Raw genomic sequence first — 24,534 nt, forward strand, 5'->3', positions numbered from 1 at the left:
CATTTAAAGTAAGAGAATTCGAGATTATTGGGTTGTTTGATTACCTTAACTGTTTCCGGAATTATACTAGTATTTCGCGCTAATTGTTGGGCAATGTATTGCCCCGGACACTTCCCTGTGCTTGAGATTTTTGAGTGTTTCGAGGCCCCCATGACCAACAAGTCCCTTTCGGATCTGCGCCCAGCCTTCGAAGAAATCTACCGGACCCATGTCATCGGTGCTGGTTTTTTTGAGTCGGACGATTACTATCGACGTGACAAAGAGCGCTACTGGCGTTCGCTTGAAATCTTGTCGAGCCAGGATCTTCCACGTCCTGCGAGGATTTTGGAAATAGGTGGCGGGCAGTTGGCCATCTTACGCAAGCTGCTTTTTAATGATAGCTGCGTTGTTGGCGATATAAGCGAAAAGTATGTTGCGCCCCTCAAGCGTGCAAATGTTGAATTTCTTCACTACAATCTATTGGAGCAGACCGAGCCTGAAGCTGGGGAGCTGTTTGATGTCATCATTTTGCTGGAAGTGATCGAACATATTCCGAAACCCGCATATACGATCTTTGCCAATTTAAAGAAGCTGCTCCGTAAGGACGGGATTCTCTTCGTAACAACTCCTAATCTTTTCAGGCTTAGGAACTTGATCCGAATGTTCCTTGGAATTGAGTTTCTTGATCGCTTTATGCTGCCTCAGCCTGAACAGGGACTCGGACATCAGCTTGAATATTCGGCAGAGCATTTGCAGTGGCAGTTTGAACAGGCCGGTATGAGGGTGGTTCTGTTACAGCACGATGAGCTAGGAAGGGTGGGACACAGTCCCAAGGCGAGACTGGCGCGTACGTTGCTCGCACCGTTAAGGTTGCGACCCATGTGGCGAGATGGGCTCGTTGCAATCGGCCGTTGTCACGAGGAGTAGCGTCCTCTGCTACAATCCAAAATTGTAGCTTATCTGACCGTTGGCGGCCGGATAGTCTGCGGAGCGGAGGCGCATCGCATCGTGGACGCTGGTTGCTCATGACACGCGGCGATCTTTGCGCATCGATAGGGATGGCAAGCTAAATGCGGCATCGAGTTAGCTTGCTAGCAGGCACCACAGACCGGTTCATGATGATTCGTAGGCTCGTTGGCGAATGAGGGTAGGAGGAGAAGCGTCGTGGCCGGCTGGCCCGACATCGTTGCGGTCTCGTGCTTTTCGGGCAGGTAGCTTGGCGCTTGTTGGACACTTTTCCAACCTCATGCTGCGCTTCATCGCGACCGTGATACTGACGCGAATATTTTCTCCCGATGCGTTCGGAATTCTTGCCGTTATTATGTCTGTTCAAGTGGTCATCGCACTGTTGACCGATATCGGCCTGCATCAGGCCGTCATCCAGAGCAAGAATGGTAGCGATCCTGCGCTACTGAACACCGCTTTCACGCTGCAAATTGGAAGAGGTTTTTTTATCTGGCTGCTCACCCTAGGCCTTGCCGGCGGATTATCCGTCGCAATAAAGTACGAGCTGGTTCCCGGACATTCGGTCTATTCCAACCCGCAATTGCCCCTCTACCTTGGAGTTGTGTCTCTATCCGCGGCCATTTCAGGCTTTCAATCCATGAAGGCTATCACTGCGGGCCGGAATTTGCAGCTCGGCAGATTGCTAGTTATTGAGTTGGTCACCCAGCTGTTAGGGCTGGTCTTTATTATCTCTATTGCCCGGATCACGGAATCATTGTGGTCATATATTTTTGGGATGCTGCTCTCTGCTGCCATAGCGGTGTTCTTGAGTCACGTAGTACTAAACGGCCACCCGGATCGGCCTGGCTGGAGTCGCGACGCCGCGAAGGAGCTATTTCAATTTGGTCGATGGACGTTCCTTTCCTCGTTCCTTAGTGCGTTTGCAGCCAATGGAGACCGACTATTGTTCGGCGTGTGGTTCACACCGCAGCTGCTCGGCCTTTATTCAATTGCCTATAACCTTGCGACCGTACCTGAGGGGCTGGTCAATCGCGTATTTGGAACTGTCTCGTTTCCAGCGCTAAGCGAGGCAGCTCGTGTCCAGCCACGACGTTTCCCGGAGATTTACTTCCGCATGCGCTGGATCACGGATTCTGCGCTCTTGTTTCTGGCGGGCTTCCTGTTTTCGGCTGGGTCGATGATTGTGAGCATCATCTATGACGCACGCTACACCGAAGCCGGGTGGATGCTCGAGTACCTCTCATTTGGTCTCATCTTCGTTCGATATGGTTTGTCGCAGAATGCTTATCTGGCGCTGGGGCGACCTGACTATGTAAGTATCCTAAGCCTCGCCAAGCTGATTTCGCTGTTTTCGTTTGCGTCCATATTCTTCTATCTTTTTGGTGTGAAGGGCGCCGTCCTGGGAGTCGCCTTTCATATGCTGCCTACTTCGCTTTGTACTTTCTATTTCAATCGCAAGCACGGCTTGAATAGCCTTCGCCTGGAGATCTGCGTTCTCGCGACCTGGATATTTGGGTGGCTTGTTGGCGTGGGCTGCTCAGCGATCCAATCTTATGCTGTCAAGTTCATTTGACGTAGGGTTGCTTTGATGCCGATCACGCATGGAAAGGCCGTGGGTGGCATGAGAAAGTTGCGCGTCCTGGTTCTGGCTGAATCTGCCAATCCCGAGTGGACGAGCGTGCCCCTTGTCGGTTGGAATCTGGCAAATGCGCTGTCGAAGGTCGCCAACGTTCACGTCGTTACCCAGATCCGGAACAGGGACGCCTTTCTGCGGAAAGGATGGATCGAGGGCCAAGATTTTACCGCGATAGATAATGAAAAGGTGGTTGCCCCACTCCACCGGATAGCAACTCGAATACGAGGAGGGGACAATCAAGGCTGGACAACCGTCATGGCTGTGATGGCTTTTGCATACTATTCGTTCGAATGGCAGGTATGGCGGCGATTTCGTCAACAGTTGATCGCCCATGACTTTGACCTGGTGCACCGCGTTACTCCCGTGAGCCCAACGATACAGAGCCTCATTGCATCCCGGCTCGCGAGGATCGGCGTTCCCTTCGTGGTCGGACCGCTGAACGGAGGCGTGCCCTGGCCCAAGGGCTTTCGCCATCGCCAACATGCCGAGAGAGAGTTTCTCTCGAACATCAGGCGGCTCTATCAACTCATGCCTGCCTATCGATCAATGCGGCGAAGTAGCTCGGCCATCATCTGTGGTTCGACCTTTACGCAAGATGAGATTCCCGATTGGGCCCGCCAAAAGAGCGTTTTCATTCCAGAAAACGGTGTGGATGGCGAGTTGTTCTGCCTGAGTAGAAGTTCGAGCACATCTTCAGTGCTGCAGGGGGCGTTCGTTGGCCGTCTGGTGCCTTACAAGGGCGCCGACCTTTTGATCAGGGCCGCGGAGCCGTTTCTGAAAGATGGGGTTCTAAAACTGCACATCATCGGTGACGGACCTCAAGGTGAGGCGCTGAGGCAAATGGTCAATTCGCTGGGACTGGAACAAAGCGTGTTATTCCATGGTTGGGTGCCCCATTCGAAAATCCAGGAAAGGCTGATTGCGTGCGACTTCCTCGGATTTCCAAGCATCAGAGAATTTGGTGGCGGTGTCGTCGTCGAAGCGATGGCGGTCGGTGTCACGCCGATTGTCGCGGACTATGGCGGCCCTGCTGATCTGGTGAACGACGAGACGGGCATCCGCGTGCCATTCGGCGATGAAGAGAGCCTGGTTCGCGGATTTAGATCGGCGATCGCAAACGCCATACAGAATCCGCAATTGTTGAACCGCCTTGGGAGCGCAGCGCGGGCGAGAGTGCTTCGCACCCTTACCTGGGAAGCCAAGGCGCAGCAAATGCTTCGAATCTATCATTCGGTGATGTCGAGCGATGGGGATCTTCCTGCTCTGGGTTTTCCCAGGTAGCGATAAGGTCCACAATGCAGTGACTCCTCGGGCAAGATACCGCTCTTACGCAAATGGATCGAGAGTGCGATATGTCCGCAGTCGGCACGAACGCGTGGTAGTTGAGCCCTGTCATCATGAATAGTCTCGTCGCAACTTCGGCCCTGCTGCTTTGGCCTCTGGTCGCCGTGGCGTGTTTCATGGCGTTGCCGGCCACTCGGGCGACCATATGGGTCATCCTTGGAGCTCAGCTGCTTCTTCCGGTCGGGGAGATGATCAAGTTTGAAATGGTCCCTCAGCTCGACAAGGCGACCATTCCGAGCCTTTGTATTTTCGTCGCATATCTTGTCACAGTACGCCGCGCCTGGAGGCCGAGGTTCGGATTGGCAGAGATTCTTGTATTGATGTTCCTGTTGGGGCCTGTTGCGACATCGACGCTGAATAACGATCCCGTCTTTATAGGAGATCGCGTGATCCCCGGCGTCGGTATCTACGATGCCGGATCTGCAATCGGCATCGCCATACTCACCCTCATGCCATTCTTTGTCGGTCGAGGCTTGTTGCGAGGAGTTGATGCAAACCAGCAAGTCCTAAACGCTCTTGTCGTTGCGGGCTTGCTATATTCAATACCGATGCTTTTTGAGATACGATTTAGTCCTCAATTGCATGAATGGGTCTACGGTTACTACCCTTCTGACTTCATACAGCAGATGAGAGATGGCGGCTTTCGCCCGATGGTATTTATGGGTCATGGATTGATTGCTGCAATTTTCCTCTGTATGACCCTCGCCGCGTCCGCGGCCCTTTGGCGAACGAAAACACGAGTTCTACGCTTGCCCTCGGCAGGTATCGTTGCATACCTCGGCATTGTCTTGGTGCTTTGCAAGAGCGCAGGGGCCGCCGTCCTTGCCGCTTTGATCGTTCCGCTGATCGGTTTCGGACGGCTGAAGGTGCAAAGCTATGTGGCAATCGCGATGGCCGTTGTGGCTCTTTCTTATCCCTTGCTGCGCTTTTCGGGACTTGTTCCAACTGACTTCATCTTGAACACCGTTCAGACCGTCAGCGTTGATCGGGCATCGTCTCTGGGACTACGGTTTGAAAATGAAGACAGGTTACTAGAGCATGCCTTTCAACGCCCGCTTTGGGGATGGGGAAGATATGGAAGAAGCCGCGTCTACGATGAGGATGGCCGAGATATTACTGTTACGGACGGACGCTGGATTATTACCCTCGGGCAATTTGGCCTGGTTGGCTTCCTAGCCGAATTCGGGCTTTTGGCGCTCTGCGTGATCAGAGCCGCAAGGGCATATTCCCTCGCTGTGTCATTTCGAGAGAAAAGCAATCTCGTCGCGCTCTCTCTCATCCTCGCGACGAACGTCGTCGATTCGCTGCCCAATGCGAGCTTGTTGCCCATAACCTGGCTCTTGGCGGGAGCCTTGCTCGGGCGTGCGGAAGACGTGCGGGAGCCCGCTGGGGTCAAGTCATTCAAGTCTTCATCTTCGCGGCGACTGGCTGAACCAACCGGGTCCCCGCATAGGGTGTAGCTGGTCAGCTGAAGGAGAATTCCTGGTCCGCCGACCAGCAAACCGAGGACGATAAAATCGGGTCATGAAAGCAAAATTAAGCAAGGCATTGTGAATGCGGAGTTATTGTATCAACGAAAGAGTAATAGGCGGCACGAGGAAGGCTTTAGGAACTTGACTGTATAGACCTATTATCGCGAGTCATATCGGGGACGATAAATGCAATTCTCCCGCCGACAATTTTTGGTTGCCACGTCTGCATCGGCCGTCGCCGTAGGAAGTCCTAATCTCTTGCGTGCAGCCGCGCCTCCGCCGCGTTCTCTCGCTACTGCCGCCACTCCGACCGCAGCCAAGAAAATGCGCCCCACCGTAATTGGCACTTCGCTCGAACGGGGGATGTTTAAGAATCTTGCTCTATCCTTGATAAGTTTGCAGTCAGCCACGGGCTATGCTTACCCCGGCATTTTGGATGAGAACGGGTACCCGAAATCGACGCCTGCGGCGAACGTCTTTGGTGAAATCCAGTTCGCGAGCAATCTAACGCCAGCTACGCCAATGCTCTTGAAGTGGACCGGCACCGGATCAATCACACTCGGTCGTGGTGCGCCCGGCTTCTCCATTACTTCAGGCTCCAACTTTCTGTCTGGTGGAACTGACTTCAATTTAAACGTGGTTGGCACCAATGTAAGAGTGGTCTTCAATTTTCGAACTTCCGTTCCCAGCTCGGTGTCGTTCAGTTTTGTTGCCGGCGGCAAGTTTTCAAATTTGTCGAATGTCGTGCTTTGCAGACTTTCGGATGAAGCGTCGATCGACAAGGCAACCACTCCCGAGGAGATGTTCGACGACAATTACGTTGACGTCTACAGGACTCTCAACCCCGGCATCTTCCGTCCAATGGGGTGGACGAACCCGAACTCGGGTAACGTTTCGCAATCGAGGTACATCGCGCCTTGGCGCACGGCGATCAACCTGATCGACCAGCGTTGGGCACCCGGTGCGTGGGTGGGCACCACGACAGGAACAGATGCTTACAACTGCGCGGCTCAGAAGGATGCTACATCGACGTATGTCGACGGAGAGATGATTCAGCTCCAATTTGGCACTGCAAACATTTCGAGGAATGTGACCGTCAACTCGGGGGGGCGGGGGCAAGTGCCGATTCTCACAGGTTCAGGGGGAGCTTTGAACGTCGGTCAAATCACCGCCAATAGCCTCGCGACGCTGACCTACGATGCGCTTTTGGGAGCGTTTCTATGGCAGCCGGATGGCCAAACCCCATGCCTTCCGTATGAGCTCCAAATTGCGTTCGCCAATCGGGTCAACGCCGACTATTGGTGCAACTTTCCTTCCTATATGGACGATGCATCGGTGGTCTCGATCACGAAACTGGTTCGGGACAAGCTCAACAGCAATCTGAACGGCTATTTTGAGTATGGAAATGAAGTGTGGAATTATGGATTCCCTGTCACCTCATGGGCTGATGCCAAAGGCGCAGCACTCGGATTTCCGAGCGACAACAATCGGAGGCATTATGGATGGTACGCTTTGCGAACTCGACAAATTATGGGGCAAGTCACTTCGACATGGGCGCCCCGTCAAATAGCGCAGCTCAAGCGTGCCATGGCCTTCCAGGCTTTTGGCCCGGCATCCGCCACGAGCAGTTTTAGAATGCAGGGCGCTGATCTTGATGGATCGACCTATCCTAATTATGCGGGGAAAGGCTTTGCGAACTACAAGGCGGCACCGAACAGGCCGATAGACTTCTGTGATGTCCTTTCCTACGCGACTTACTATTCCGGCGCACAGTGCACCAACTTTGACGCCAACTACTTGAATCTGGGTGCCTCTGCGATTGCGGGCCTTCTCAGTGCCGCTGACGATTATGCAACTGCGGTGCCGTCCAAGATGGCTTCAGCTCTGGCTTTTCTTGACAACGATATTCGTGCAGGCAAAACGAGCAAGGGAGCTGCGGGGGATCAAACGCTGCTGGCATTGAGCAGTGGCGCGAACGGCGGCGGCATCTATCCGATTTGGGAGGCCGTGGCCAAGACATTCAATAAGCCGATCGTCTGCTATGAAGGCGGGCACGAAAGCTGGTATCCTTCAACGGGGGCTTGTAGCTCGTTAGGTATATCTGTGGCTTATGGCGGTCCGACTGGCAAGATTGCCAATTTGCTGGAAGCCTACAAACGATCAGATGCATTCGCGGTTTTGGTGAGAGATCAAGTTTCGCAATTTATGGCTCAGCCTCATTCACAAGCAGCCGCATGGCTGATTGTCTCGGGGCCAAATCAATGGTCTTTAAGCACTGGCGATACCTATGCGACCAAGTATAAGTCGTGGACTGCGATTTGTGCGTTGGACTGATAGTTACCGCTCACGCTATCTCCTCAAGATTGGTGAGGTCTTGCGATTGAACCTCCTTCGCAAGAATTTCTTGAATGCCGCGCTCGGAAGGACGCTTTTGGATTTATGTCTCGGAAGTCAAAAGGCTCCTCGATAGATTAGTAGCGGTGACTATATTTTGGTAAGATTTCTTCATTGAAGGGCGTCGGAACAATGCATCGCTTTATCGTAGAATCATGATGACCCATCTTGTAATGGGCTTCGCAACCAACATAAGCGAGGCTTCGCTCAGAGTATTTTCCAAATCCCTGCGCGCCGTATATTCGCCGAGCGAATGCGACTTGGTTATTATCACCAATCGGTTCGAATCCTTTTTTGTCGACATTGCCAAGTCCGGCGTTCGGTTTGCCCCGACATCGAACAACTACAATTCAAAAACAGGAAATGTGTCCAAAGCAATAAACCGATCTGTCCTGCACGCTTTGAGGATGCTTAGAAAGAGCCTGACTAACGTTGCACCAGAAATTGCGGAATCGTATCCGGCCTTGATTGAGAATTGGCACCATCCGCATTTCGTCAGATGGTTCGCCTACGAGCGGTTCCTCACTCTCAACCGCCACTATGATCAAGTCATGCTGTCCGATGTAAAGGACGTCGTTTTTCAAGCCCCGTTCTTCGCGAACCATGAGAAAGTATGTCTGTGCGATCAGGGCTTGGTATACGGAGAGACCTACTGGGATACAGAATGGTATCGCAGCGCATTCGGCCAGGAAAATTTGAATAAGGTGCTCGGGAAATCGCCTCTTTGTATCGGAACGATGATGGGCCCCCATGCGTCAGTTCTTGGGATCGTGCGCGAACTCTGCGCCGAATTTGCCGAGAGGCCGTTTAATCGAATTGAGCAGGCGGTCTTCAACCACCTGCTCCTTAACAATCAAGTCAAGACCCCGTACCAGATTCTCCCCAACATTACAGGGCCTATCGTAACGCTGTGCAGCGATGACATCGCCTCTGAATTCCACGTCAATGACGGTGTCATTTGCCGCAATGTAGACAAGTCAATAGCCCCAGTCATCCATATGTATGACCGTTTTCACCCGATGCATGATGAGGTCAAGCAGCGCTGGATGAAGTCCTGAATTCATCTCGTGCTACGGGCTCTTTGCCATGAGACTCTTCAAGGATGGCGCAAAAGCCTCCTTTCCTTCCCGATCAAAGGATAGAAGGTTAAGTGCGCCTAGCGGTTTGGAGACGTGCTTGATTTAATATCTTGCCCGATAAAGTATCGTTTGGCGCGGCGAGCCGTAGCCACAATAGGACTGAGCGCCGAAAATCTATCGAACCACTTCGATCGAGAGATGTCAGATCGGGATCGCCGCTGATAGCCCAATGATGGGCCGTGTATGTAGGTCTTTAGCTGAGGGTTTTGTTTACGGATGGTGGAATAGGCGCCATCAACATGTTGCGGCCCGCCGTCTGGGTGCCCAGGTGTGCGAGACAAGATCGCCTCCAGACCTTGAACTATTGCTGGAACAGCATCCCTGTTTATCATCATGAAATGCGCGCAGAGCATACCCTCGTTCGGGTCAAGCACTGTAAGTCCTTGCGGCAAAGAATTGTAGTGTCCCGGATAAAAGATCGACCAGTCGTCTGGGAGCGCGGACAGAGCTTCTTGCCATCGTATCGGGAAGTCATTCGAGAAATTCAAATCGTCCTCCATGATCAGGATTGGCCTGCCCCTTGCGCGTCGAAGAACTTCGAGATGACTTAGGAAACAGCCGTGCGCGCCTGCGGAAGGAAACCCGCAGAGTTCGTCCCGGCGCACTGCGGCAAAAAAATGAGCATCTTCCCACCCCACCAATCTTAGTTGATGCTCCATCTCGCATCTGCGGTCCATGCGGCTTGGAAGATTGATAACGAATTTATCTATTTCCATAGGCGATCCTTATGGCCACGAAGTGCAGCAGCGGTGTCGATGATCGCAGGAGCTATGAGATGCTCGACACTGTTAGAATCCCGCATCGAACGACAACGATCCGATATGGCTTGAACATGCGGCCTGATTTTCCATCCTAGCTCTTGCGGAAATACAACTGGGTCGATCTGCCATCCTGCCTAAGCGCATATTTTGCAAGACGCTTAGTAGCTCGCATGGAATTGGCGAGCGCGAAAGCGGGCGCTCTAGCGATATGTTCAAATCCAGTTCTTTTAGCGATCGAAATCAAGGTTTGGTTGGTGAAGCAGTTGATGTGTTCGAGGGGATGAACGAGCAAGTAATCCCTATGTGTCTCGATATTTGTGACTCCGGTGCAGTCCGGAGTTTCTAGAACTAAGATACCGCCGGGAACGATGCGGGTAGACAGGGCCTCAAGGACACCAGACGGATCGTCGAGATGTTCGAGAACTTCAAATAGCGTCACGGCGTGAAACCTGCCGTCGATCTTGTCCAACGTTGGAGTGATATGAACCTTGGCTTCGGATCTGCGGCCTATCGATCGATCAATGCCTTCGGCCTGAAACCCGAAATTAACGCATGTTTCGATGAACGATCCGAAGCCGCACCCGAAATCCAGGAGACGAACAGGTTGATCGTTTGGCCGCACCCCTTTGGTCATCTCCTCGATGCGCAGGATGTGCTCCAGGTGTCCTGTGGCAGCAGCAAACGCTCGTGGAAACGCGGCCCCGCGGCGCTTCTCAAACTCAACGATACTCTGCGCATTCATCCACATCGTAAAGCGACGTTCGTTCCACTCTTCGTTCAATATCCTGCGATGGAATACTTGCGAGCACGTCGCGCATTTTGCTAGCGACCAAGTAGCAGATTGCAGGTATGGCAACGGATCCTCACCCCATGGATCAGCAGCGAGAAATCCGTGCAGCGGTTGATCTGTGTAATGGCCACTGGAAAGCTCAATGACATCGGGTGAGCCGCAATTGATGCAGTGGGTCCGCTCAACGAAAACGGCTTGGGGCAACTGATTAAGCATAATGCTTCTCTTAGAGTTTCTAATGGTCTTGCGGCCGGGCGGGGGAACGGCTCGTCGCTTCGCTGCCTTACTTATATTCAATCGTCGTCAGTCTTTGACCAAAAAACCTACGTGCAACAAACTTAAGATAGCCCTGTCCTTCAGGGAAACGCGACAACACGTGAAACACGGCCAACAGGGCCCGTTCGCGCGGTTGACCCGGCCTCGTCAGGAATAGACGCAGCATTTGCATTGGATAGACAAGCCAGGCGGCGAATCCCCAAGGTGGGAACAACACGCTGATGCTTGCGCAAACCGCTGGCGTTACGAGCCCCCATACTGCGGCGCGACGAGTCTCATGTACCCAGTGACGTTCGGGAGGCGATCCATGAATATGAGCACCCTCCGCAAATGCAAGACCGCAACGTAGCTGACGGCGCCACCACTGACTAAACTTGGTCATCGCAGCATCGTGCAGGGCCATCTCGCCTTCTATTCGTTCAATTGTCCAGCCTCGAGAGCGAAGCCGTACACAAAGTTCGGGCTCCTCGCCGGCGATCAGATCATCACGAAATCCCCCCGCCGCGGTGAACACCTCGGTTCGGATCATGAAAATTCCGCCAAACGTCTTTGCAATGCCGATTGGGATATCCCACTCCATGTCGCACAGCTTGTTGTAGATTGATCGGGAGGGTTGCGCTTCTCGAAGCCGGCCAAATACGGCGCAGACGCTGACGTTACGATCTAGATGTCGAATTGCCCGTTGCGGCCAGCCTTCCGCCACCTCGCAATCGCCGTCGACAAATTGCACGTAGCGTCGATCCGGCGCGATTTCCAGCAGACGGCGAAATCCGGCGTTTCGGGCGCGCGCGGCCGTGAACGGCATGCTGACGTCGAGTTCGACCACGTCGATATGCCGCGCGAGCGCCCCTCTTACGGAGCCGTCGGTCGAGCCCGAGTCGACGTAGACGATGCTGGCCGAGTTCGGCAGCGATTCGAAGCACCTGATCAGCCGCCCGCCTTCGTTACGCCCAATAACGACGATGCCAAGGCGGGAGCTGTCCTGGTCTCGGCGTTCACCGCCAATGGGGTCGTGATCGTTCATATCAGGTTCGCTATTGGCCGGGCCGCGCCGGTATCAAATTCGTGCAGCGATCACCGTCTGGAACGTCAGTGCGGCTAGTGACTCTCATGAAACCATTCAATCCGATAGCACTCAGAAATAAAATGGTAAATCAGCTCGCTTGGTAAATCTTGGCGGCTCCCACGGCCACAGCGTTGCTGCCGACGTCAGTTATAATCACAGCATTCGCGCCGATCCGCGCGTGGTCGCCGATCTTGACCAGTTCCAGCACTTTCGCGCCCGCGCCAATATCAACGTGTCCTCCAACTTCCGGTACGCTGCCGACGCCGCGGCTCCCCAAGGTCACCTGCTGAAAAATGAGACAGTTAACCCCGATCTTCGCGTCGGGATGGATGACAATGCCGTTCGGGTGAGGGATCAACAGCGCTCCGCCGATGCTGCACGTCAGAGGGATGTCGGCGCCGGTCACGACGCTCCAGAAACGGTGTCGGAGAACAATGACCTTGCAAAATAACCTTCCGAAGATGCCCGCCCGCTCGCGCCAATACTGGTAGCGACGGATCGATAGAAGCAGCTTTCGCCCGGGATCCCAGAATTGCCTCGGCGTTTCCCGCGTCCAGTCTGGATGCTCGGCGCTGATTTGGCTCAAGGGGCGGTCTCTGACGAAACTCAAGAGATTTAACAAGTCTGCTGGGAAAGGGAAACCGGACCTGAAAATTCTACTACCGGGGAATATCCGGATGGTTATTTTCCCGATGCCAGGATAATGGTATCCCGTTTTCGGCGGTAACTTTGTTAGATCTGTCGTTAATTTTCACGACCAGGATTGCTGTCCGCGGTCAAATTCAAGTTCCATCGGGCGCGGGCGGGAGTTAATCAAATACATTAAATCGGTTTTACTGTCGACAAAATTGCTAGTAAGTCCGCCTCATGTCGGGCAAATAATGCTCATGAATATTTCAAAGTTTAGCATAGGTTCATATGTTATCGATTGCGCGAATTTCCGACGCCAGCCTGACATCTGCGGAAAATTTCCTCGACGAAGCGCGGACATTCTCTTCGCTATGCACCGTCGAGTCCGACGATTTATCACGACCGGTCTACGGTCTCCTGGGTTTGCCGGTTGATGCAGTTAATTTCACCGTATTATCCCGGTCAATGGATTCGGTAACCCGTCATCCTGCCCCATTTCTCATTTCCACGGCCAACGTCAACTTCCTCGTCAAGAGTCTGACAAACGAGGCGTTTCGGGAATCGGTTTTATCGAGTGATCTGTCCTTGGCCGACGGAATGCCGCTCATTTGGATGGCCAAGCTTCTACGCGTGCCAATCCACGAACGAGTTGCCGGAGCCGACCTGTTCGTTCGCCTGAAATTGGTGGGTGCGGCAGGACGGTGCCTCAAAGTATTCTTGCTAGGTGGCACGCCAGGTCTGGCCGAGAAGGTTTCGGAAAGGCTCAATGCGGAACCGTGTGGCCTTCAATGTGTCGGAGTGCTGAATCCAGGGTTCGGAACCATCGAGGAAATGAGCGGCGATGCGGTCATTGAAGCCATCAATTCGAGCGGTGCTGATCTGCTGGCCGTATTTTTCAGCGCCGAGAGAGCGCAACAATGGCTCATGCACAACCATTGGCGGCTGAAACCTCCGGTTCGGGCACAATTCGGTGCCACGATCAACTTCGAGGCCGGTACGGTAAAGCGTGCCCCGGCGTTTCTCAGGAGCACGGGGTTTGAGTGGCTGTGGCGGATCAAGGAGGAACCGCATCTGTGGCGCCGCTACTGGAGCGATGGAAGGGCCTTGCTCAAGCTCCTGGCCACTAGTGTCATTCCTCTGGCGGTTGTGGCCCGCCGCCGCGAACGTGAGTCGAGGTTCCTGACGATTCAGCGTGACGACGAATCTTCGTCGGTCACATTGCGGTTGTCAGGATCGGCTACTTCAGGTTACGTCGATCTGGCTGCCGGCCATTTTCGAGCAGCCCTCGCGGCAGAGAAGCATGTCAAGCTTTGCCTGAAAGACGCCACTACCATTGATCCGAGATTTTTCGGCTTGCTTCTTATGCTGCGTAAAAGCCTGGCCAGGTTGGGTAAGAGGCTGGTCGTCACGGGGGTGTCCTCCCGATTGCGGCGGATGTTCCAACTGAATCGATTTGAGTATCTCCTCGAATCCTGATGCCCGGAAAGCCAAAACGCCCTTGAAGAAAGTCGCGACGATGATGCTACGGCCGTTTCCGATCCGTTTCCTTGGCAGGCTCGCGATGGCTGTGCCTGTGATGGTCGTCGCCGGGTGTGGCTCTCCGGATCAAACAGCCCAAGGCTACTATGAGAGCGGCATGGCCTTGATCGCCAAAGGCGACGATCTTAACGCCCGCCTGGAACTCCTGAAGGCGGTCAAGTACAAGAGCGATAAGGTCGAGGTGTGGCGCGCCTTGGCGGGCATTGACGAGCGAACGAAGGCCAATTCACTCTTCCTGGACCTGCGTCGTATCGTGGAACTCGATCCGAACGATCTCGATGCACGACTGCGGCTTGCCCGCATTATGATTGGCGGCGGGGCTGCCGAGGCGGCTCTCAGAATCGTCGACGCCGCGAAAGAAGACACGCCAAGCGCGCCGCTCCATGCATTGCGGGCAATCATCTTGTTGCGGGCGAATGACAGCGCGGGCGCGGTTCGCGAAGCGGAGCGTGCGTTCGAAATTGATCCGAAGAACGTCGATGCTGTCAGCCTGCTTGCGTCCAAGAAACTGGCGGACGGCGACGCCGATGGTGCTCTGAAGATGCTCGAGAGCCTCAGCGTCGATCCAAAGGACGAAACGCGTATTTCATTGCAGAAGATGCAAGCCTATGCCCGAAAGGGCGATCTTGCGCAGACCGAAAATCTGTTGCGGAAGGTGATTGCACTCAATCCGAAGGAAGTGGGCTACCAAGCGCAGCTGATCCAGCTTCTTGTGTCACAGCGCCGCTTCGACGAAGCGGAGAAGGAGCTTCGGGCAAGGGCCGACGCCAATTCGGGCGATAGCAAATCCGGCCTCGATCTGGTTCGATTCCTCGGTCTGGTCAGAGGGTCCGACGCCGTCCGCAAGGAGCTTGAAGCTCGCATCAAGGCGGGTGGGGATGTTTTCGACTATCAGCTCGCGCTCGCCGAACTCGATGTTACGCAAGGCAAGGTCAAGGAGGCGACAGAGAGGCTGCAGGCACTCGTGAATGCGGCGCCTTCACCGGAAAAGAAGACCATAGCGCAGGTCAAGCTCGCGGAAGTGTATGCCGGCAAGGTCAACATCGCAGCAGCCGAGCCGATTATCTCTGAAGTCCTGAGCAAGGACCGCCGCAACGCCGGGGCACTGCGGCTTCGGGCCGCGATCAGCATCGATCGAGGCCAGTTTGACAGCGCAATCTCGGATCTGCGCGAAGCCCTAAACGATCAGCCAAAATCATCGGATCTGCTGACCCTGCTGGCTACCGCCTACGAGCGCGCCGGCAAGCCCGAACTGGCGGAGCGCCAATACGCCGACGCGTTGAAGGCAGCGAACCAAAGCCCCGAGATGACGCTGCGCTACGTGGCGTTCTTGCAGCGCAGGGGCGAGGCGCCCCATGCGGAAGATGTTCTGCAGGAGGCTGTAAGTCGCAATCCCAGCAATCTGCAGCTCCTCTCGTCGTTGGGGCAGGTCAGGCTGAGCCGACAAAATTGGACCGGTGCGCTGGCGCTTGCCGACACCATTGAGAAGGTCAAGGACGGTCGTTCGCTAGCCGATCAGATACGCGCTTCGGCATTTGCCGGACAAAACAAGGTCGACGAAAGCATCGCCGCTCTGGAGGACGCGCACCGCGCGGCGCCGGATGCGGCCCAACCGATCGTCTCGCTCGTGTCGGCGTATGTCAAAGCCGGCAAGGCGGACAAGGCTGTTGCCCTGTTGCAGGATGTCAACAAGAAATTCCCCGCGAATGCGCAGATATTGGTGCTGCTGGGCCAGGTCTGGGTCTCGCAGAAAAGGGATGATGACGCCATTCAGGCATTCAAATCCGCGATCGCGCAGCAACCAAAGGACCTGGCCGGCTACAATGCGCTGGACGAGCTTTACGTTCGCCAGAAGAACTTTGGCGCCGCGCAGGGTGTCATCGAGGCAGCCCTGAAGGAAATGCCTGGCGATCTGAGCCTGCGTTTGGCCTTGGCCTCGTTGCAAATTCTCAAGGGAGAGCACGAGGCCGCAATCGCTCAATATGATGCGATCTTGAAGGACCAGCCCAATAATGCGGTTGCAACCAACAATCTCGTCAGCCTCATTCTGGATTATCGCTCGGATAAGCCGAGCCTTGATCGGGCACTTTCGCTTGCCGAGACGCTCAAGAATTCGAACGTGCCTCAGTTCCTGGATACGGTCGGTTGGGCGCAGTACCGCCGGGGTCAGTTCAAGGAGGCGATCGCTACGCTGGAGCCGGCGGCGCAAAAGCTCCCCAACCTTGCTGCCGTGCATTATCACCTTGGGATGAGCTATGCGGCGGCCGGGATGCAGGACAAGGCGGCCGAGCAGTTGAATAAGGCGATGTCGCTTGAGCCTGAAGGGACCGCACTGAAGGAAAGCATACAGGCAGCGATGAAATAGGCTGGTCAGTTTCCTGGTGGCAGCAGCGTGTAGCTGTGGCTCACGACGACCATGATGCTGTGTGAATCGGCGGGGCCGGTCCCTGAGACGGTCGGCGTGCCCGTGATCGGATCGAAAGTCGCAGTGCCAGAGCTCGCAAAGCGATGAAGGTAACGATACGTGAACTGGGCAATCCAGTTCTGCGTCAGGTTATAGCTATAGCTGGCTGATGCAGACGCGAAGTCCGTGGTGTTCGTGGAGATCTGCCTGTTGCCGTTCGCGGAAAGTGTGATGCTCGATCGTGAATTGATGATGTGAGAAATGCTGGCATCGATCATGTCGCGCTTGAAGATCGAGCCGACGATGCTGGGGCCGACTGTCTGGTTCGCCGTAATGGTCAGCGTGGTGTTCTTGAGCATCCGGTAGGTGAGAACCGCATCGCCGATCCAATCGAGCACCGAACTCGACGACGGCGTTGTGGTGGAGGTGCCACCGATCACGGAGGTGGCGACGCCATTTTCGGTGACGAGATTGGCCGCTCCAATGTTTCCTCGGAAGCTGAGCACTGGGGAGAAAGTTGTGTCGATCCCGACCTGGTTGCGGTAGATCTGGATGCTCGTACCGAAGGTGTTGTCGTAATTGAGGAACTCGGCTTCCGACGACACATTGACGTTTGTAAGCGCGCTCAAGGAGTGGCGCCACGTACCTCGGGCCAACGTGTCGGTGAACGGCGTTCCTCCTGACGAAGGCTCGTAGCTCGTTCGGGTGGACGTCGCGAACAGGGACAGGGTATCCCGGCTTGAGAGGGTTCGATCCAGACCGCCCGAGAAGGTCAGTGTATCCAGAAAGCCGTTAGTGTTACTTGAAGCGCCAATGTCGCTGAGCAGGGCCAGCGCCGTGCTTTGCTGCCTCCACAATGCTTCCACGAACTCGCGGTCGGGCTTGACCTTCTCGTACTGCTCGTATCGTGCCCGAAAGCCGTAGTTGAGATACTCGGAAGCCACTCCGTCTACGCCCGGGCCCCAATATTTCTTGTACGAGCCGTCGCCATCCAGATTGAACTTGGAAGTCGGCGTGCGAGCCTCCGCATTGGCCGTCAGCGTCGAATAAGAGCCGATCGATCCCGCCGGGAAGGAGTTCAAAAACTGATTGCTATTGAGTTCGACCGTTTCGCTTTGGGTTGTCTTGAGGGACCAATCGAACGCGGCAGCGTCCGAGGCTGCCATGACGCAGCTCACCGAAACCGCTATGGCAGTTCGCTTCACGGTGTCACGCCCCTCGGGTGCACGCGGCTAGGACGGCTAGTCGAACAAGCCTCTTTCGGGGACGAGGATCACGTCGCCGGCGCGCAACTTGATGTTGCCCTCCAGGTCGAGTCCGGCTTCATACGCGCTGTAGTTGAACATGAAGATGGTCTCGTCGCCGCCAGGGGCGCGCCGCCGCACCTGGATTTTCTTCTTGGCGGCAAACGGCCCGATCCCGCCGGCCAGTGCAATTGCCTGCATCAAGGTCGTCGGCTGCCGGACAACGTAGGAACCGGGGCGGATGACTTCTCCGGTCACGAAAATCTTGGGCTTGAGATCCTCTTCGGGAATCTCTTTCGGCGCGGCCACCACGGCGACCGTGATATCGAGGTTCTCATCCTTGTAGTTGCCCTTGAGCTTCTGCCTGAGGATGTTCTCAATCGCCTGCGGCGTCAGTCCACGGGCCCGGATGTGGCCGGCCAATGGGAACGCGATCTCCCCGGACGGATCTACCGTTACATTGCGGTCGAGCTTGGGGTCCTGCAGCACCGAAATACTGAGACTATCTCCTACCTTGAGGGCTTGGGCGCTCGCCGCCGAAATTCCCAAAAATACGCAAAAGGCGACCAAAAGAACCCGCATTGCTATCCCCTAATCAGCGAAGCTTGGGCCAACGCCTAGGCTTTGCGGGGCGGCGCGTGAAATGGTTAATTCGCCGACGCCGACCTAGCCGACTCCTCCGCAGAACCTATTCGGTTGCAGATACCTAGGGAACCCGCGAGACCTGTTTGACCGGAAAAATACTATACTGTTGCTTGTCTGCAATGACGTCCCTAACCAACTGATCAGAAATGACTTTCCTGTCGTTGGCAAAGCCATAAACGAGTGCGGTATCGCAGAGCACATTGATCATGCGTGGGATGCCGCCGGACGAGGTTGCGATCAGTGCGCAGGCCTCCTGGGTGAAGAGCGGCCGGGTGGCGCCGACCGCCTGCAGGCGGAAGGCGATGTAGTTGGCGACCTCGCGCGCATCCAATGGACGAAGATGAAAATCGGACGAGATCCTTTGGGCAAACTGGTGCAGCGATGGTGCAAGCAATAGCTCCCGCAGCTGTGGCTGGCCAACCAGGATCAGCTGGAGGATCTGGAATTTGTCGGCGTTGATGTTGGAGAGCATGCGAAGGTGCTCGAGCGCCTCGGGCTCCAGATTTTGCGCCTCGTCGATGATCAGAATGGTGCGTCGCCCATTGGCGTATTGGCCGTATAAAAAATCTTGAAAGTGCTTGAAAAGACTGGGATAATTACCCTCGAACGGCTGTCCGACCGACATCAGGATCCATTGCAGGAGTTCTTGGCGTCCCTGGGGGGAGTTGGAGATCAGGCCGACTGTGATTGCCGGACTGATTTTCTTGAGGAGGTGTCGAACCAGGGTGGTCTTGCCCGATCCGATCTCGCCCGTGATCACCGTGAAGCCTGCATTGTTCATCACGCCGAACTCGAGCATGGTGAACGCCATCGAGTGCATCTTACCCCAGTAGATGAGATCGGGGTCGGGCAGGATCGAAAATGGCTTCTCCCGCAGCTGGTAAAATGCCTCGTACATGCTGTTCCTACACTCGAACCGACGCCTGCTTATAGCTTAAGTCGGAAAACACTTCGCAACCCGCGCCTGGGTTTCTTCGTTTTGCGTAAACTGGAATCGCTGGGGCTGGGAACCTGACCGTTAAGGCTGACCGCTCAAATCCAGTTCCTGTTCAACAATTCATTAAATTGAGGGCAGTTGGGTGATATAATCACACAACGGAGCGTGGTAAGAACTCCTGTGCCGTTGGAATAGACTGATTTTGGATGACCATGCTTCAAAAAGTTGATTTCGAAGACGATTTCGAGGATTTGCAACAGGATCGCGGTCATCTCTTGCGCCCGTCATTCTATTTCGCGGTGTTTGCGAGGCGTTGGCCTTATTTCATATTTCCATTTCTCTTGATCGCGTCGGTCGGAATTGCCGGCGCGTTCCTGTGGCCGGCGACCTATCTATCGGAAGGTAAGGTCCTCGTTCAGTCCCAGCAAATTCCCTCGGAGCTGGTGCGCCCGACCGTGACCAGCGCCGCACAGGAGCGCATCCAGGTTATCCAGCAGCGCACCATGACGCGGGACAATCTGATCGCGATCGCCGACAAGTTCCAGCTCTTCCCTGAGAAGCGGACGCTGATGTCGGTGACCGAGCTCGTGGAGCTGATGAAGAAGAACACCAAGTTCTCGGCGGTCGATCCTCAGATCGACTTCAAGCAGCGGTCGCGCTCGGCCCTGGAAAATCCAACGATCGTGTTCTCGGTCGGGTTTGAGTATCCGGATCCGGTGGTCGCGTCGCGGGTCGCCAATGAGTTGATGACGCGCATCCTCAATGAGGATTTGCGCGATCGGACGAGCCGGGCAACCGATACAACCAAGTTCTTGTCGCGCGAAGTACAACGGCTTCAGGCCGAGAACACGGCCCTCGATAACAAGATCGCCCAGTTGAAACTGTCGCAGGGCAAATCTGCCACCACGAAGAGCGACCAGCCTTCGACGTTGGATCAGCTGAAGGCGGAATTGCTGCAGAAGAGCGCGCTCTATTCCGACCGGCATCCCATGATTCAATCGCTGAAACGGCAGGTAGAGGCCCTGGAGAAGGCCGCTCCGCCGACTGCCGCGACCGACGCAGGCGCCGCCGCGAGCATCGAAGCGATGACCACGCAGCAGGAAGCGCTTCAGAAGAATCTCGAGGCGGCATCAGCCAAGCTTGCCGCCGCCAGGCTTGGCGAGAATCTCGAGAAGGATCAGCAGTCCGAGAAACTTGAAGTCATCGAGCAGCCAACCGTGCCGGTGGAGCCGATCAAGCCGAACCGGCCGAAGGTCGCTGCGATGGCGCTTCTGGCAGCTCTCGCGGCCGGTGTCGGCCTTACTTTCCTGAGAGAAATCTCCGACAAGGCCATTCGCCGGACCGGTGACGTTTTCAGTGTGATCGACAGCAAATTGGTGGTGTGCATTCCCTATATCATCACAGCGGCGGAAGTTCGTCGCCGCAAACGACGCCTCATCGTGGCTACTTGCGCTTCGGTCGTGCTGGTCGCCGCTGTTCTCGGCGGCGCCTACTTCTTCCTGCCGCCGCTCGACCTTGTCATTGCAAAGGCGCGGGTCGGATTGTTTCGGTTATAGGGTCTGGGAGCGCAAACGTGGATTCAATCAAACAAGCTGTCGAACTCGCCCGAGCGAGCGACGCGCCGGGGCCGGCTCCAAACGCCTCGGCTGGAGAGATCTTTCGTCCAGGCGCGCTCGATCCGAAGATGCGCGAGGTCCGCCTGGATCCGGTTCATCTCGAGCGATCGAGAATCGTCGCGCATGCCTCGTCGAAGGAGCAGGGGCGCTATTACGACATGCTGCGCACCCAGGTGCTGCAGGAGATGGACAAAAAGAGCTGGCAGTTTCTGGCGGTCACGTCGCCGACCGCGGGCTGCGGCAAGACCGTCACCGCTTGCAATCTCGCGATGAGCATCGCCCGATTGCCGGAACGATCAGTGTTGCTGGTGGATCTTGATCTCCGCAAGCCGACGGTGGCAAAATATCTCGGCGCGGAGCCTACGGACGGCGTTATGAGCGTGCTGGAGGGGCGCAGCCCGCTGTCGTCAGCGGTGACCCAGGTCAGCGTCGGTCCAACGAGCTTCCTGGTTCTTTCGGGAGGAGTGTCGTCCTCGAGTTCGTCGGAATGGATGGCCTCTCAAACGATGGGGACGCTGCTGCAAACCATCAAGCGGGAATTCCGCTCACGCCTGGTCATATTTGACCTGCCACCCATGCTGCTCGGCGACGACGTGATTTCGATCCTGCCGCGGATGGATGCAACGCTGCTTGTCGCTGGCGTCGGCAGCACGTCCGTGTCTGATATCAAGGAGTGCCAAAAGCACTTGCAGCGGAGCCCGGTCGTTCGCGTCGTGGTGAACAAGACCGCCGAGGTCACCGACTCCTACTACGGCTATTATTGACCCTCGCTAGAAGGGCGAGTTCGGCGGCAGAAACGCCGCAATTTCCGCGGCCGGCACGAAATACTTGGCGATATCCTGGGTTTCGGTCCGTCGAGACAGGGGATCCACCTTCGATCGCGAGATCTTGCGGCTCATGATGCCGAGCAGGCAGCGGCGCTCGGCGTCAAAAACGCCCGATCCCGAATTACCGGTATACGCCACATCGGCGATCACCGTGCGAAACTTGCGCGTTCCCTCGGGAAGCCGATCAGCCGACAGGATACGAGACTGTGCGATGCCTTCCGGCACGACTGTCACAACGCGCTGACCCGGAAGCGGGGGCGTGTCGCATAGGCTGCTGCGCCGCAGCCTGAGCCGTATGGGAAGCAGGTTTTGCTCCACCGCGAGGAGGGTCAAATCGGTCCCCTCGAAGCTGCCTTCCTTGACGACCTGGGTCGGGTATTCTTGCCCGGCGATGACGACCTTGGGCCAGGACAACCAGGCTCTGCCGACGACATGTGCGGCCGTGAGGAAGAAACCGCGTCCGAGGTAGATACCGTATCCGGGCCAGGACTGCTGTGGCGTCCTGTGAATGTTAACTGCGTAGGCGAGTAGCGAGTCGTTAAAGTCCTGCGCGGCGGCGGGTCCGACAAAAGCTGTCGAAGCGAACATGCCAGCGACCAGGAGCCTCGCAATGCGGCTCGTCACTACGACGTTCTTTGGCTTGGACATCTCTGACTCGCGGAGGCACTCGGGCTCTAAGGCATGATTCGGAGAAGCAACCGGCAGCTTTCCTTTCGGCCCTTCACGATGCGCCCGTAAAAAACTTCAATTCCTTCGCCGGAACCGCGGCGAGAAGGTCGCGAATGAATTGGTCCTGGAGTTTGAATGAGGCTTCACGCGGAAGGCCAATCGTCGAAATTCGGATGAGCGCGCCGTCGGGAATAACGCCGCGCAGCCCGTATTTGAGGCGGCTCAACTGGTGACCGACAACACCGTTCGAAATGTCGTTGCCGACCCGCATCCAGTATGTGACGGGCTCATAGCGCGACTCGCGCTGTGTGATCAGCCGCATCGTGCTGATCGGTGGAGTTCCATCCCTGTAGCTGACCGCTGCCTCGGTCTTCTCCGAGATGCGGAAACCGTTCGCAGTGTAACAAATTTCAGGGCGATGCGACTTGAGCCGATAGTTCTGCACCGGGCCATAGGCGACAAGCAACATTACGATATTGCCGCGACCGTCCGAGTACCCCCGTCCAACTTCCTGGCTATAGTTCTTTCTCTCGGTGGTTGGATCGAGAACATACTCCTCATTCGGTTTGACCGGACTGATTTCGGGCACCAGGGTCCACGTGCCAAATTGCTTCGGGATCACGTCTTCAAGGCTCGGCGATGCGGCTGTTCTGGCCATCAACTCTCGAGGTTGCATGACCTCCGCAAGGATAGCCACGCCCAGAATTGCGACGCAAGCCAAAACAACCTGAACGCGATTGATCTTCATGTTGAAACTCAGTTCGGGATGGAATTTCTGTTGGTCAATATCGATTGAACATATAGGTGAAATGGGCTGGACTCCAATTAAATTGGCTGCAATCTAACGCCCCTGAACATTAACATAAACGATCGAAATTTGCGACTTTAGGCGCGTTGACCTCGACGCTTCAGCGATAACTACGTAAGCAGAGGCGGGCGCGAGCCCGTGCGTTCGGGCAATGACCGAGCGCGAATGGAATCACGGAGTTCGAGATCATGGGCTTGCTGTCCAAGTTCGGTCAAATGGTCGCAGCCTTGGGCTGTTGTGCAATCCTTCTCGCTGCTTGCGGGAAACAATCCGGAGAGCAGGCCGCCGCCTCACGGGGGCAGGTCATCGCCCGTGTTGGCGATCAGGTTGTAACGACGCAGGAGCTCGAAAACGAATTGCGCCTCGCCAATGTCCCGCCGGACAAACAGAAGGACCCCGAAGTTATCAAGAAGGTGCTCGGCGATCTTGTGGTTCGTAAGTATCTCCTGCAACAGGCGCTCGTCGCCAAGCTGGATCGAGAGCCGGGCGTCCTGCTGGATCTCCTGCGTGCGCGAGAGCAGGTTCTGGAGAACGCGATCCTCTTCCGTACGGTGTCCGCGAAAGCGCCGAGCAAGGCGGATTTGGACAAGTACATTGCAAGCAATCCCGCTAAGTTTGCGGACAGAAAGGTCTTTAGCATCGAGCAGATCGGCTTTCCGTTCGGCCTGAATGGTCAGACGATCGTCGAGGCTAATAAGGGCGCCAAATCACTCGATGAAGTCGACCAGCAATTGACGTCGGCTGGAATTCCCCATGCGCGCCAAACGGCACTATTGAGCAGCAGCGACATTTCGCAGGATCTTTACGCCGCAATTCAAGCCAAAAAGGCTGACGACGTATTTTTTGTTCGGGCCGGGCCAAACGGGATCTTCTTCAAGGTGAAAGGCGAGGAGCCGCGTCCGCTCGAGGGCGAAGCGGCAGCAAATGTCGCGCGCCAGCTGATGCGGGCCGAAGCCTTGAAAGCAGAAGCCGGAATCGCGGCCTATTCGGCCAATATCGAGGCAAAGTATGAGGGAGACTACGCCAACATCATGAGGCCGGGTGAGAAGAAGAACTAGTTCAAGAGATCATTGAATCTCTCGGCTGGATTACGTTCCCGTTTTGGTGTTTAGGCGGCCCAAAGCCCATGGCAACATTCTTCGATGTCGTGACCGTGACCTGCTTTGCGGGGTTGGTTATCGCGTTCTTTCAGTTTACCGACAGGGAAACGCGAACCCTGATGCAGTTCACCCTGATCGGCGTCGTATTTGCCGTCGCAAACCAGGCCGGCAACGCGGGTTCGGCTGTTCTCGCGCTGGTATTAATTGGAGCAGGGATTGCGTACGCGGTCTTGCTTGTGAGGCGTCGATAAAACCGGTTGTTGGCCATTTGGCAAAATGCTAATTATCAGTT

21 protein-coding genes are annotated in these 24,534 nt (G+C 55.6%); 12 read left to right on the forward strand and 9 right to left on the reverse strand.

The annotated features are described in order from the left end of the window. Positions 1-150: 150 nt before the first annotated feature. The 6 genes from JQ553_RS31625 to JQ553_RS31650 all read left to right on the forward strand — a co-directional run bounded on the left by JQ553_RS31625 (position 151) and on the right by JQ553_RS31650 (position 8,849). Positions 151-906: a class I SAM-dependent methyltransferase gene (locus JQ553_RS31625; protein WP_212503989.1), complete on the forward strand. Its 756-nt coding sequence runs from the start codon at positions 151-153 to the stop codon at positions 904-906. Between the two features lie 214 nt (positions 907-1,120). Next, a complete protein-coding gene (locus tag JQ553_RS31630) occupies positions 1,121-2,518 on the forward strand; it encodes an oligosaccharide flippase family protein (RefSeq protein ID WP_283817306.1) in 1,398 nt (465 codons plus the stop codon). 15 nt (positions 2,519-2,533) lie between these two features. Beyond that, a complete protein-coding gene (locus JQ553_RS31635) occupies positions 2,534-3,862 on the forward strand; it encodes a glycosyltransferase family 4 protein (protein WP_212503991.1) in 1,329 nt (442 codons plus the stop codon). A gap of 116 nt (positions 3,863-3,978) precedes the next feature. Further along, positions 3,979-5,385 carry an O-antigen ligase gene (locus JQ553_RS31640; protein ID WP_212503992.1) on the forward strand — a complete coding sequence of 469 codons (1,407 nt, stop codon included), beginning with the start codon at positions 3,979-3,981 and terminating at the stop codon, positions 5,383-5,385. A gap of 375 nt (positions 5,386-5,760) precedes the next feature. Continuing rightward, complete coding sequence (locus JQ553_RS31645; RefSeq protein ID WP_212503993.1) at positions 5,761-7,731, forward strand: hypothetical protein; 1,971 nt, start codon at positions 5,761-5,763, stop codon at positions 7,729-7,731. Between the two features lie 218 nt (positions 7,732-7,949). Further along, positions 7,950-8,849 (forward strand): hypothetical protein, encoded by a 900-nt coding sequence (locus tag JQ553_RS31650; protein ID WP_212503994.1) that lies wholly within the window; start codon positions 7,950-7,952, stop codon positions 8,847-8,849. A 98-nt stretch (positions 8,850-8,947) separates the two neighbouring features. On the opposite strand, the gene JQ553_RS31655 is transcribed toward JQ553_RS31650, so the two are convergent. The 4 genes from JQ553_RS31655 to JQ553_RS31670 form a co-directional block, all read right to left on the reverse strand. Continuing rightward, positions 8,948-9,646, reverse strand: coding sequence for a glycosyltransferase family 25 protein (locus JQ553_RS31655; RefSeq protein WP_212503995.1), 699 nt, complete (start codon positions 9,644-9,646; stop codon positions 8,948-8,950). 136 nt (positions 9,647-9,782) lie between these two features. Next, positions 9,783-10,697 (reverse strand): class I SAM-dependent methyltransferase, encoded by a 915-nt coding sequence (locus JQ553_RS31660; RefSeq protein WP_212503996.1) that lies wholly within the window; start codon positions 10,695-10,697, stop codon positions 9,783-9,785. 67 nt (positions 10,698-10,764) lie between these two features. Next, the gene (locus JQ553_RS31665; protein ID WP_212503997.1) at positions 10,765-11,781 is read right to left on the reverse strand and encodes a glycosyltransferase family 2 protein; all 1,017 of its coding nucleotides are present in this window, start codon (positions 11,779-11,781) and stop codon (positions 10,765-10,767) included. Between the two features lie 130 nt (positions 11,782-11,911). Beyond that, positions 11,912-12,409 (reverse strand): serine acetyltransferase, encoded by a 498-nt coding sequence (locus JQ553_RS31670; protein WP_212503998.1) that lies wholly within the window; start codon positions 12,407-12,409, stop codon positions 11,912-11,914. A gap of 332 nt (positions 12,410-12,741) precedes the next feature. Between JQ553_RS31670 and JQ553_RS31675 the strand changes: the two genes are divergently transcribed. Then, complete coding sequence (locus JQ553_RS31675) at positions 12,742-13,929, forward strand: WecB/TagA/CpsF family glycosyltransferase (RefSeq protein WP_212503999.1); 1,188 nt, start codon at positions 12,742-12,744, stop codon at positions 13,927-13,929. Positions 13,930-13,951: 22 nt separating this feature from the next. Beyond that, a complete protein-coding gene (locus JQ553_RS31680; RefSeq protein ID WP_249144722.1) occupies positions 13,952-16,357 on the forward strand; it encodes a tetratricopeptide repeat protein in 2,406 nt (801 codons plus the stop codon). Positions 16,358-16,362: 5 nt separating this feature from the next. Here JQ553_RS31680 and JQ553_RS31685 read toward each other — a convergent pair whose 3' ends face one another. From JQ553_RS31685 to JQ553_RS31695, 3 genes are all read right to left on the reverse strand, one after another. After that, the gene (locus tag JQ553_RS31685) at positions 16,363-17,562 is read right to left on the reverse strand and encodes a hypothetical protein (RefSeq protein ID WP_212504000.1); all 1,200 of its coding nucleotides are present in this window, start codon (positions 17,560-17,562) and stop codon (positions 16,363-16,365) included. Between the two features lie 75 nt (positions 17,563-17,637). Continuing rightward, positions 17,638-18,210, reverse strand: a complete 573-nt coding sequence (locus tag JQ553_RS31690; RefSeq protein ID WP_249144723.1) for a polysaccharide biosynthesis/export family protein — start codon at positions 18,208-18,210, stop codon at positions 17,638-17,640. A 136-nt stretch (positions 18,211-18,346) separates the two neighbouring features. Next, positions 18,347-19,183: an ExeA family protein gene (locus tag JQ553_RS31695; protein ID WP_212504002.1), complete on the reverse strand. Its 837-nt coding sequence runs from the start codon at positions 19,181-19,183 to the stop codon at positions 18,347-18,349. Between the two features lie 251 nt (positions 19,184-19,434). Between JQ553_RS31695 and JQ553_RS31700 the strand changes: the two genes are divergently transcribed. Both JQ553_RS31700 and JQ553_RS31705 read left to right on the forward strand, forming a co-directional pair. Then, on the forward strand, positions 19,435-20,778 hold the full coding sequence (locus JQ553_RS31700; RefSeq protein WP_249144724.1) for a sugar transporter: 1,344 nt from the start codon (positions 19,435-19,437) through the stop codon (positions 20,776-20,778). Between the two features lie 17 nt (positions 20,779-20,795). After that, on the forward strand, positions 20,796-21,602 hold the full coding sequence (locus JQ553_RS31705) for a CpsD/CapB family tyrosine-protein kinase (protein ID WP_212504004.1): 807 nt from the start codon (positions 20,796-20,798) through the stop codon (positions 21,600-21,602). A gap of 6 nt (positions 21,603-21,608) precedes the next feature. Here JQ553_RS31705 and JQ553_RS31710 read toward each other — a convergent pair whose 3' ends face one another. Together JQ553_RS31710 and epsI are read right to left on the reverse strand one after the other, a co-directional pair. Beyond that, complete coding sequence (locus JQ553_RS31710) at positions 21,609-22,175, reverse strand: serine protease (RefSeq protein ID WP_212504037.1); 567 nt, start codon at positions 22,173-22,175, stop codon at positions 21,609-21,611. Positions 22,176-22,386: 211 nt separating this feature from the next. Beyond that, positions 22,387-23,082: an exosortase-associated protein EpsI, V-type gene (epsI, locus tag JQ553_RS31715; RefSeq protein WP_212504005.1), complete on the reverse strand. Its 696-nt coding sequence runs from the start codon at positions 23,080-23,082 to the stop codon at positions 22,387-22,389. Positions 23,083-23,330: 248 nt separating this feature from the next. Between epsI and JQ553_RS31720 the strand changes: the two genes are divergently transcribed. Then, entirely contained in the window at positions 23,331-24,200 is an 870-nt protein-coding gene (locus JQ553_RS31720) for a hypothetical protein (protein ID WP_212504006.1), read from the forward strand. 68 nt (positions 24,201-24,268) lie between these two features. Further along, on the forward strand, positions 24,269-24,493 hold the full coding sequence (locus JQ553_RS31725; RefSeq protein ID WP_212504007.1) for an XrtV sorting system accessory protein: 225 nt from the start codon (positions 24,269-24,271) through the stop codon (positions 24,491-24,493). Positions 24,494-24,534: the final 41 nt, after the last annotated feature.

Source organism: Bradyrhizobium lablabi (genome assembly GCF_018131005.1).
GTDB lineage: Bacteria > Pseudomonadota > Alphaproteobacteria > Rhizobiales > Xanthobacteraceae > Bradyrhizobium > Bradyrhizobium lablabi_D.

What these genes read in the sequence shown, in the direction of transcription:
- JQ553_RS31625 (WP_212503989.1), top strand. Translation starts at nt 151, where the DNA reads ATGACCAACAAGTCCCTTTCGGATCTGCGCCCAGCCTTCGAAGAAATC.
- JQ553_RS31630 (WP_283817306.1), top strand. Translation starts at nt 1,121, where the DNA reads ATGAGGGTAGGAGGAGAAGCGTCGTGGCCGGCTGGCCCGACATCGTTG.
- JQ553_RS31635 (WP_212503991.1), top strand. Translation starts at nt 2,534, where the DNA reads ATGCCGATCACGCATGGAAAGGCCGTGGGTGGCATGAGAAAGTTGCGC.
- JQ553_RS31640 (WP_212503992.1), top strand. Translation starts at nt 3,979, where the DNA reads ATGAATAGTCTCGTCGCAACTTCGGCCCTGCTGCTTTGGCCTCTGGTC.
- JQ553_RS31645 (WP_212503993.1), top strand. Translation starts at nt 5,761, where the DNA reads ATGTTTAAGAATCTTGCTCTATCCTTGATAAGTTTGCAGTCAGCCACG.
- JQ553_RS31650 (WP_212503994.1), top strand. Translation starts at nt 7,950, where the DNA reads ATGACCCATCTTGTAATGGGCTTCGCAACCAACATAAGCGAGGCTTCG.
- JQ553_RS31655 (WP_212503995.1), bottom strand. Translation starts at nt 9,646, where the DNA reads ATGGAAATAGATAAATTCGTTATCAATCTTCCAAGCCGCATGGACCGC.
- JQ553_RS31660 (WP_212503996.1), bottom strand. Translation starts at nt 10,697, where the DNA reads ATGCTTAATCAGTTGCCCCAAGCCGTTTTCGTTGAGCGGACCCACTGC.
- JQ553_RS31665 (WP_212503997.1), bottom strand. Translation starts at nt 11,781, where the DNA reads ATGAACGATCACGACCCCATTGGCGGTGAACGCCGAGACCAGGACAGC.
- JQ553_RS31675 (WP_212503999.1), top strand. Translation starts at nt 12,742, where the DNA reads ATGTTATCGATTGCGCGAATTTCCGACGCCAGCCTGACATCTGCGGAA.
- JQ553_RS31685 (WP_212504000.1), bottom strand. Translation starts at nt 17,562, where the DNA reads ATGGCAGCCTCGGACGCTGCCGCGTTCGATTGGTCCCTCAAGACAACC.
- JQ553_RS31695 (WP_212504002.1), bottom strand. Translation starts at nt 19,183, where the DNA reads ATGTACGAGGCATTTTACCAGCTGCGGGAGAAGCCATTTTCGATCCTG.
- JQ553_RS31700 (WP_249144724.1), top strand. Translation starts at nt 19,435, where the DNA reads ATGCTTCAAAAAGTTGATTTCGAAGACGATTTCGAGGATTTGCAACAG.
- epsI (WP_212504005.1), bottom strand. Translation starts at nt 23,082, where the DNA reads ATGAAGATCAATCGCGTTCAGGTTGTTTTGGCTTGCGTCGCAATTCTG.
- JQ553_RS31720 (WP_212504006.1), top strand. Translation starts at nt 23,331, where the DNA reads ATGGGCTTGCTGTCCAAGTTCGGTCAAATGGTCGCAGCCTTGGGCTGT.
- JQ553_RS31725 (WP_212504007.1), top strand. Translation starts at nt 24,269, where the DNA reads ATGGCAACATTCTTCGATGTCGTGACCGTGACCTGCTTTGCGGGGTTG.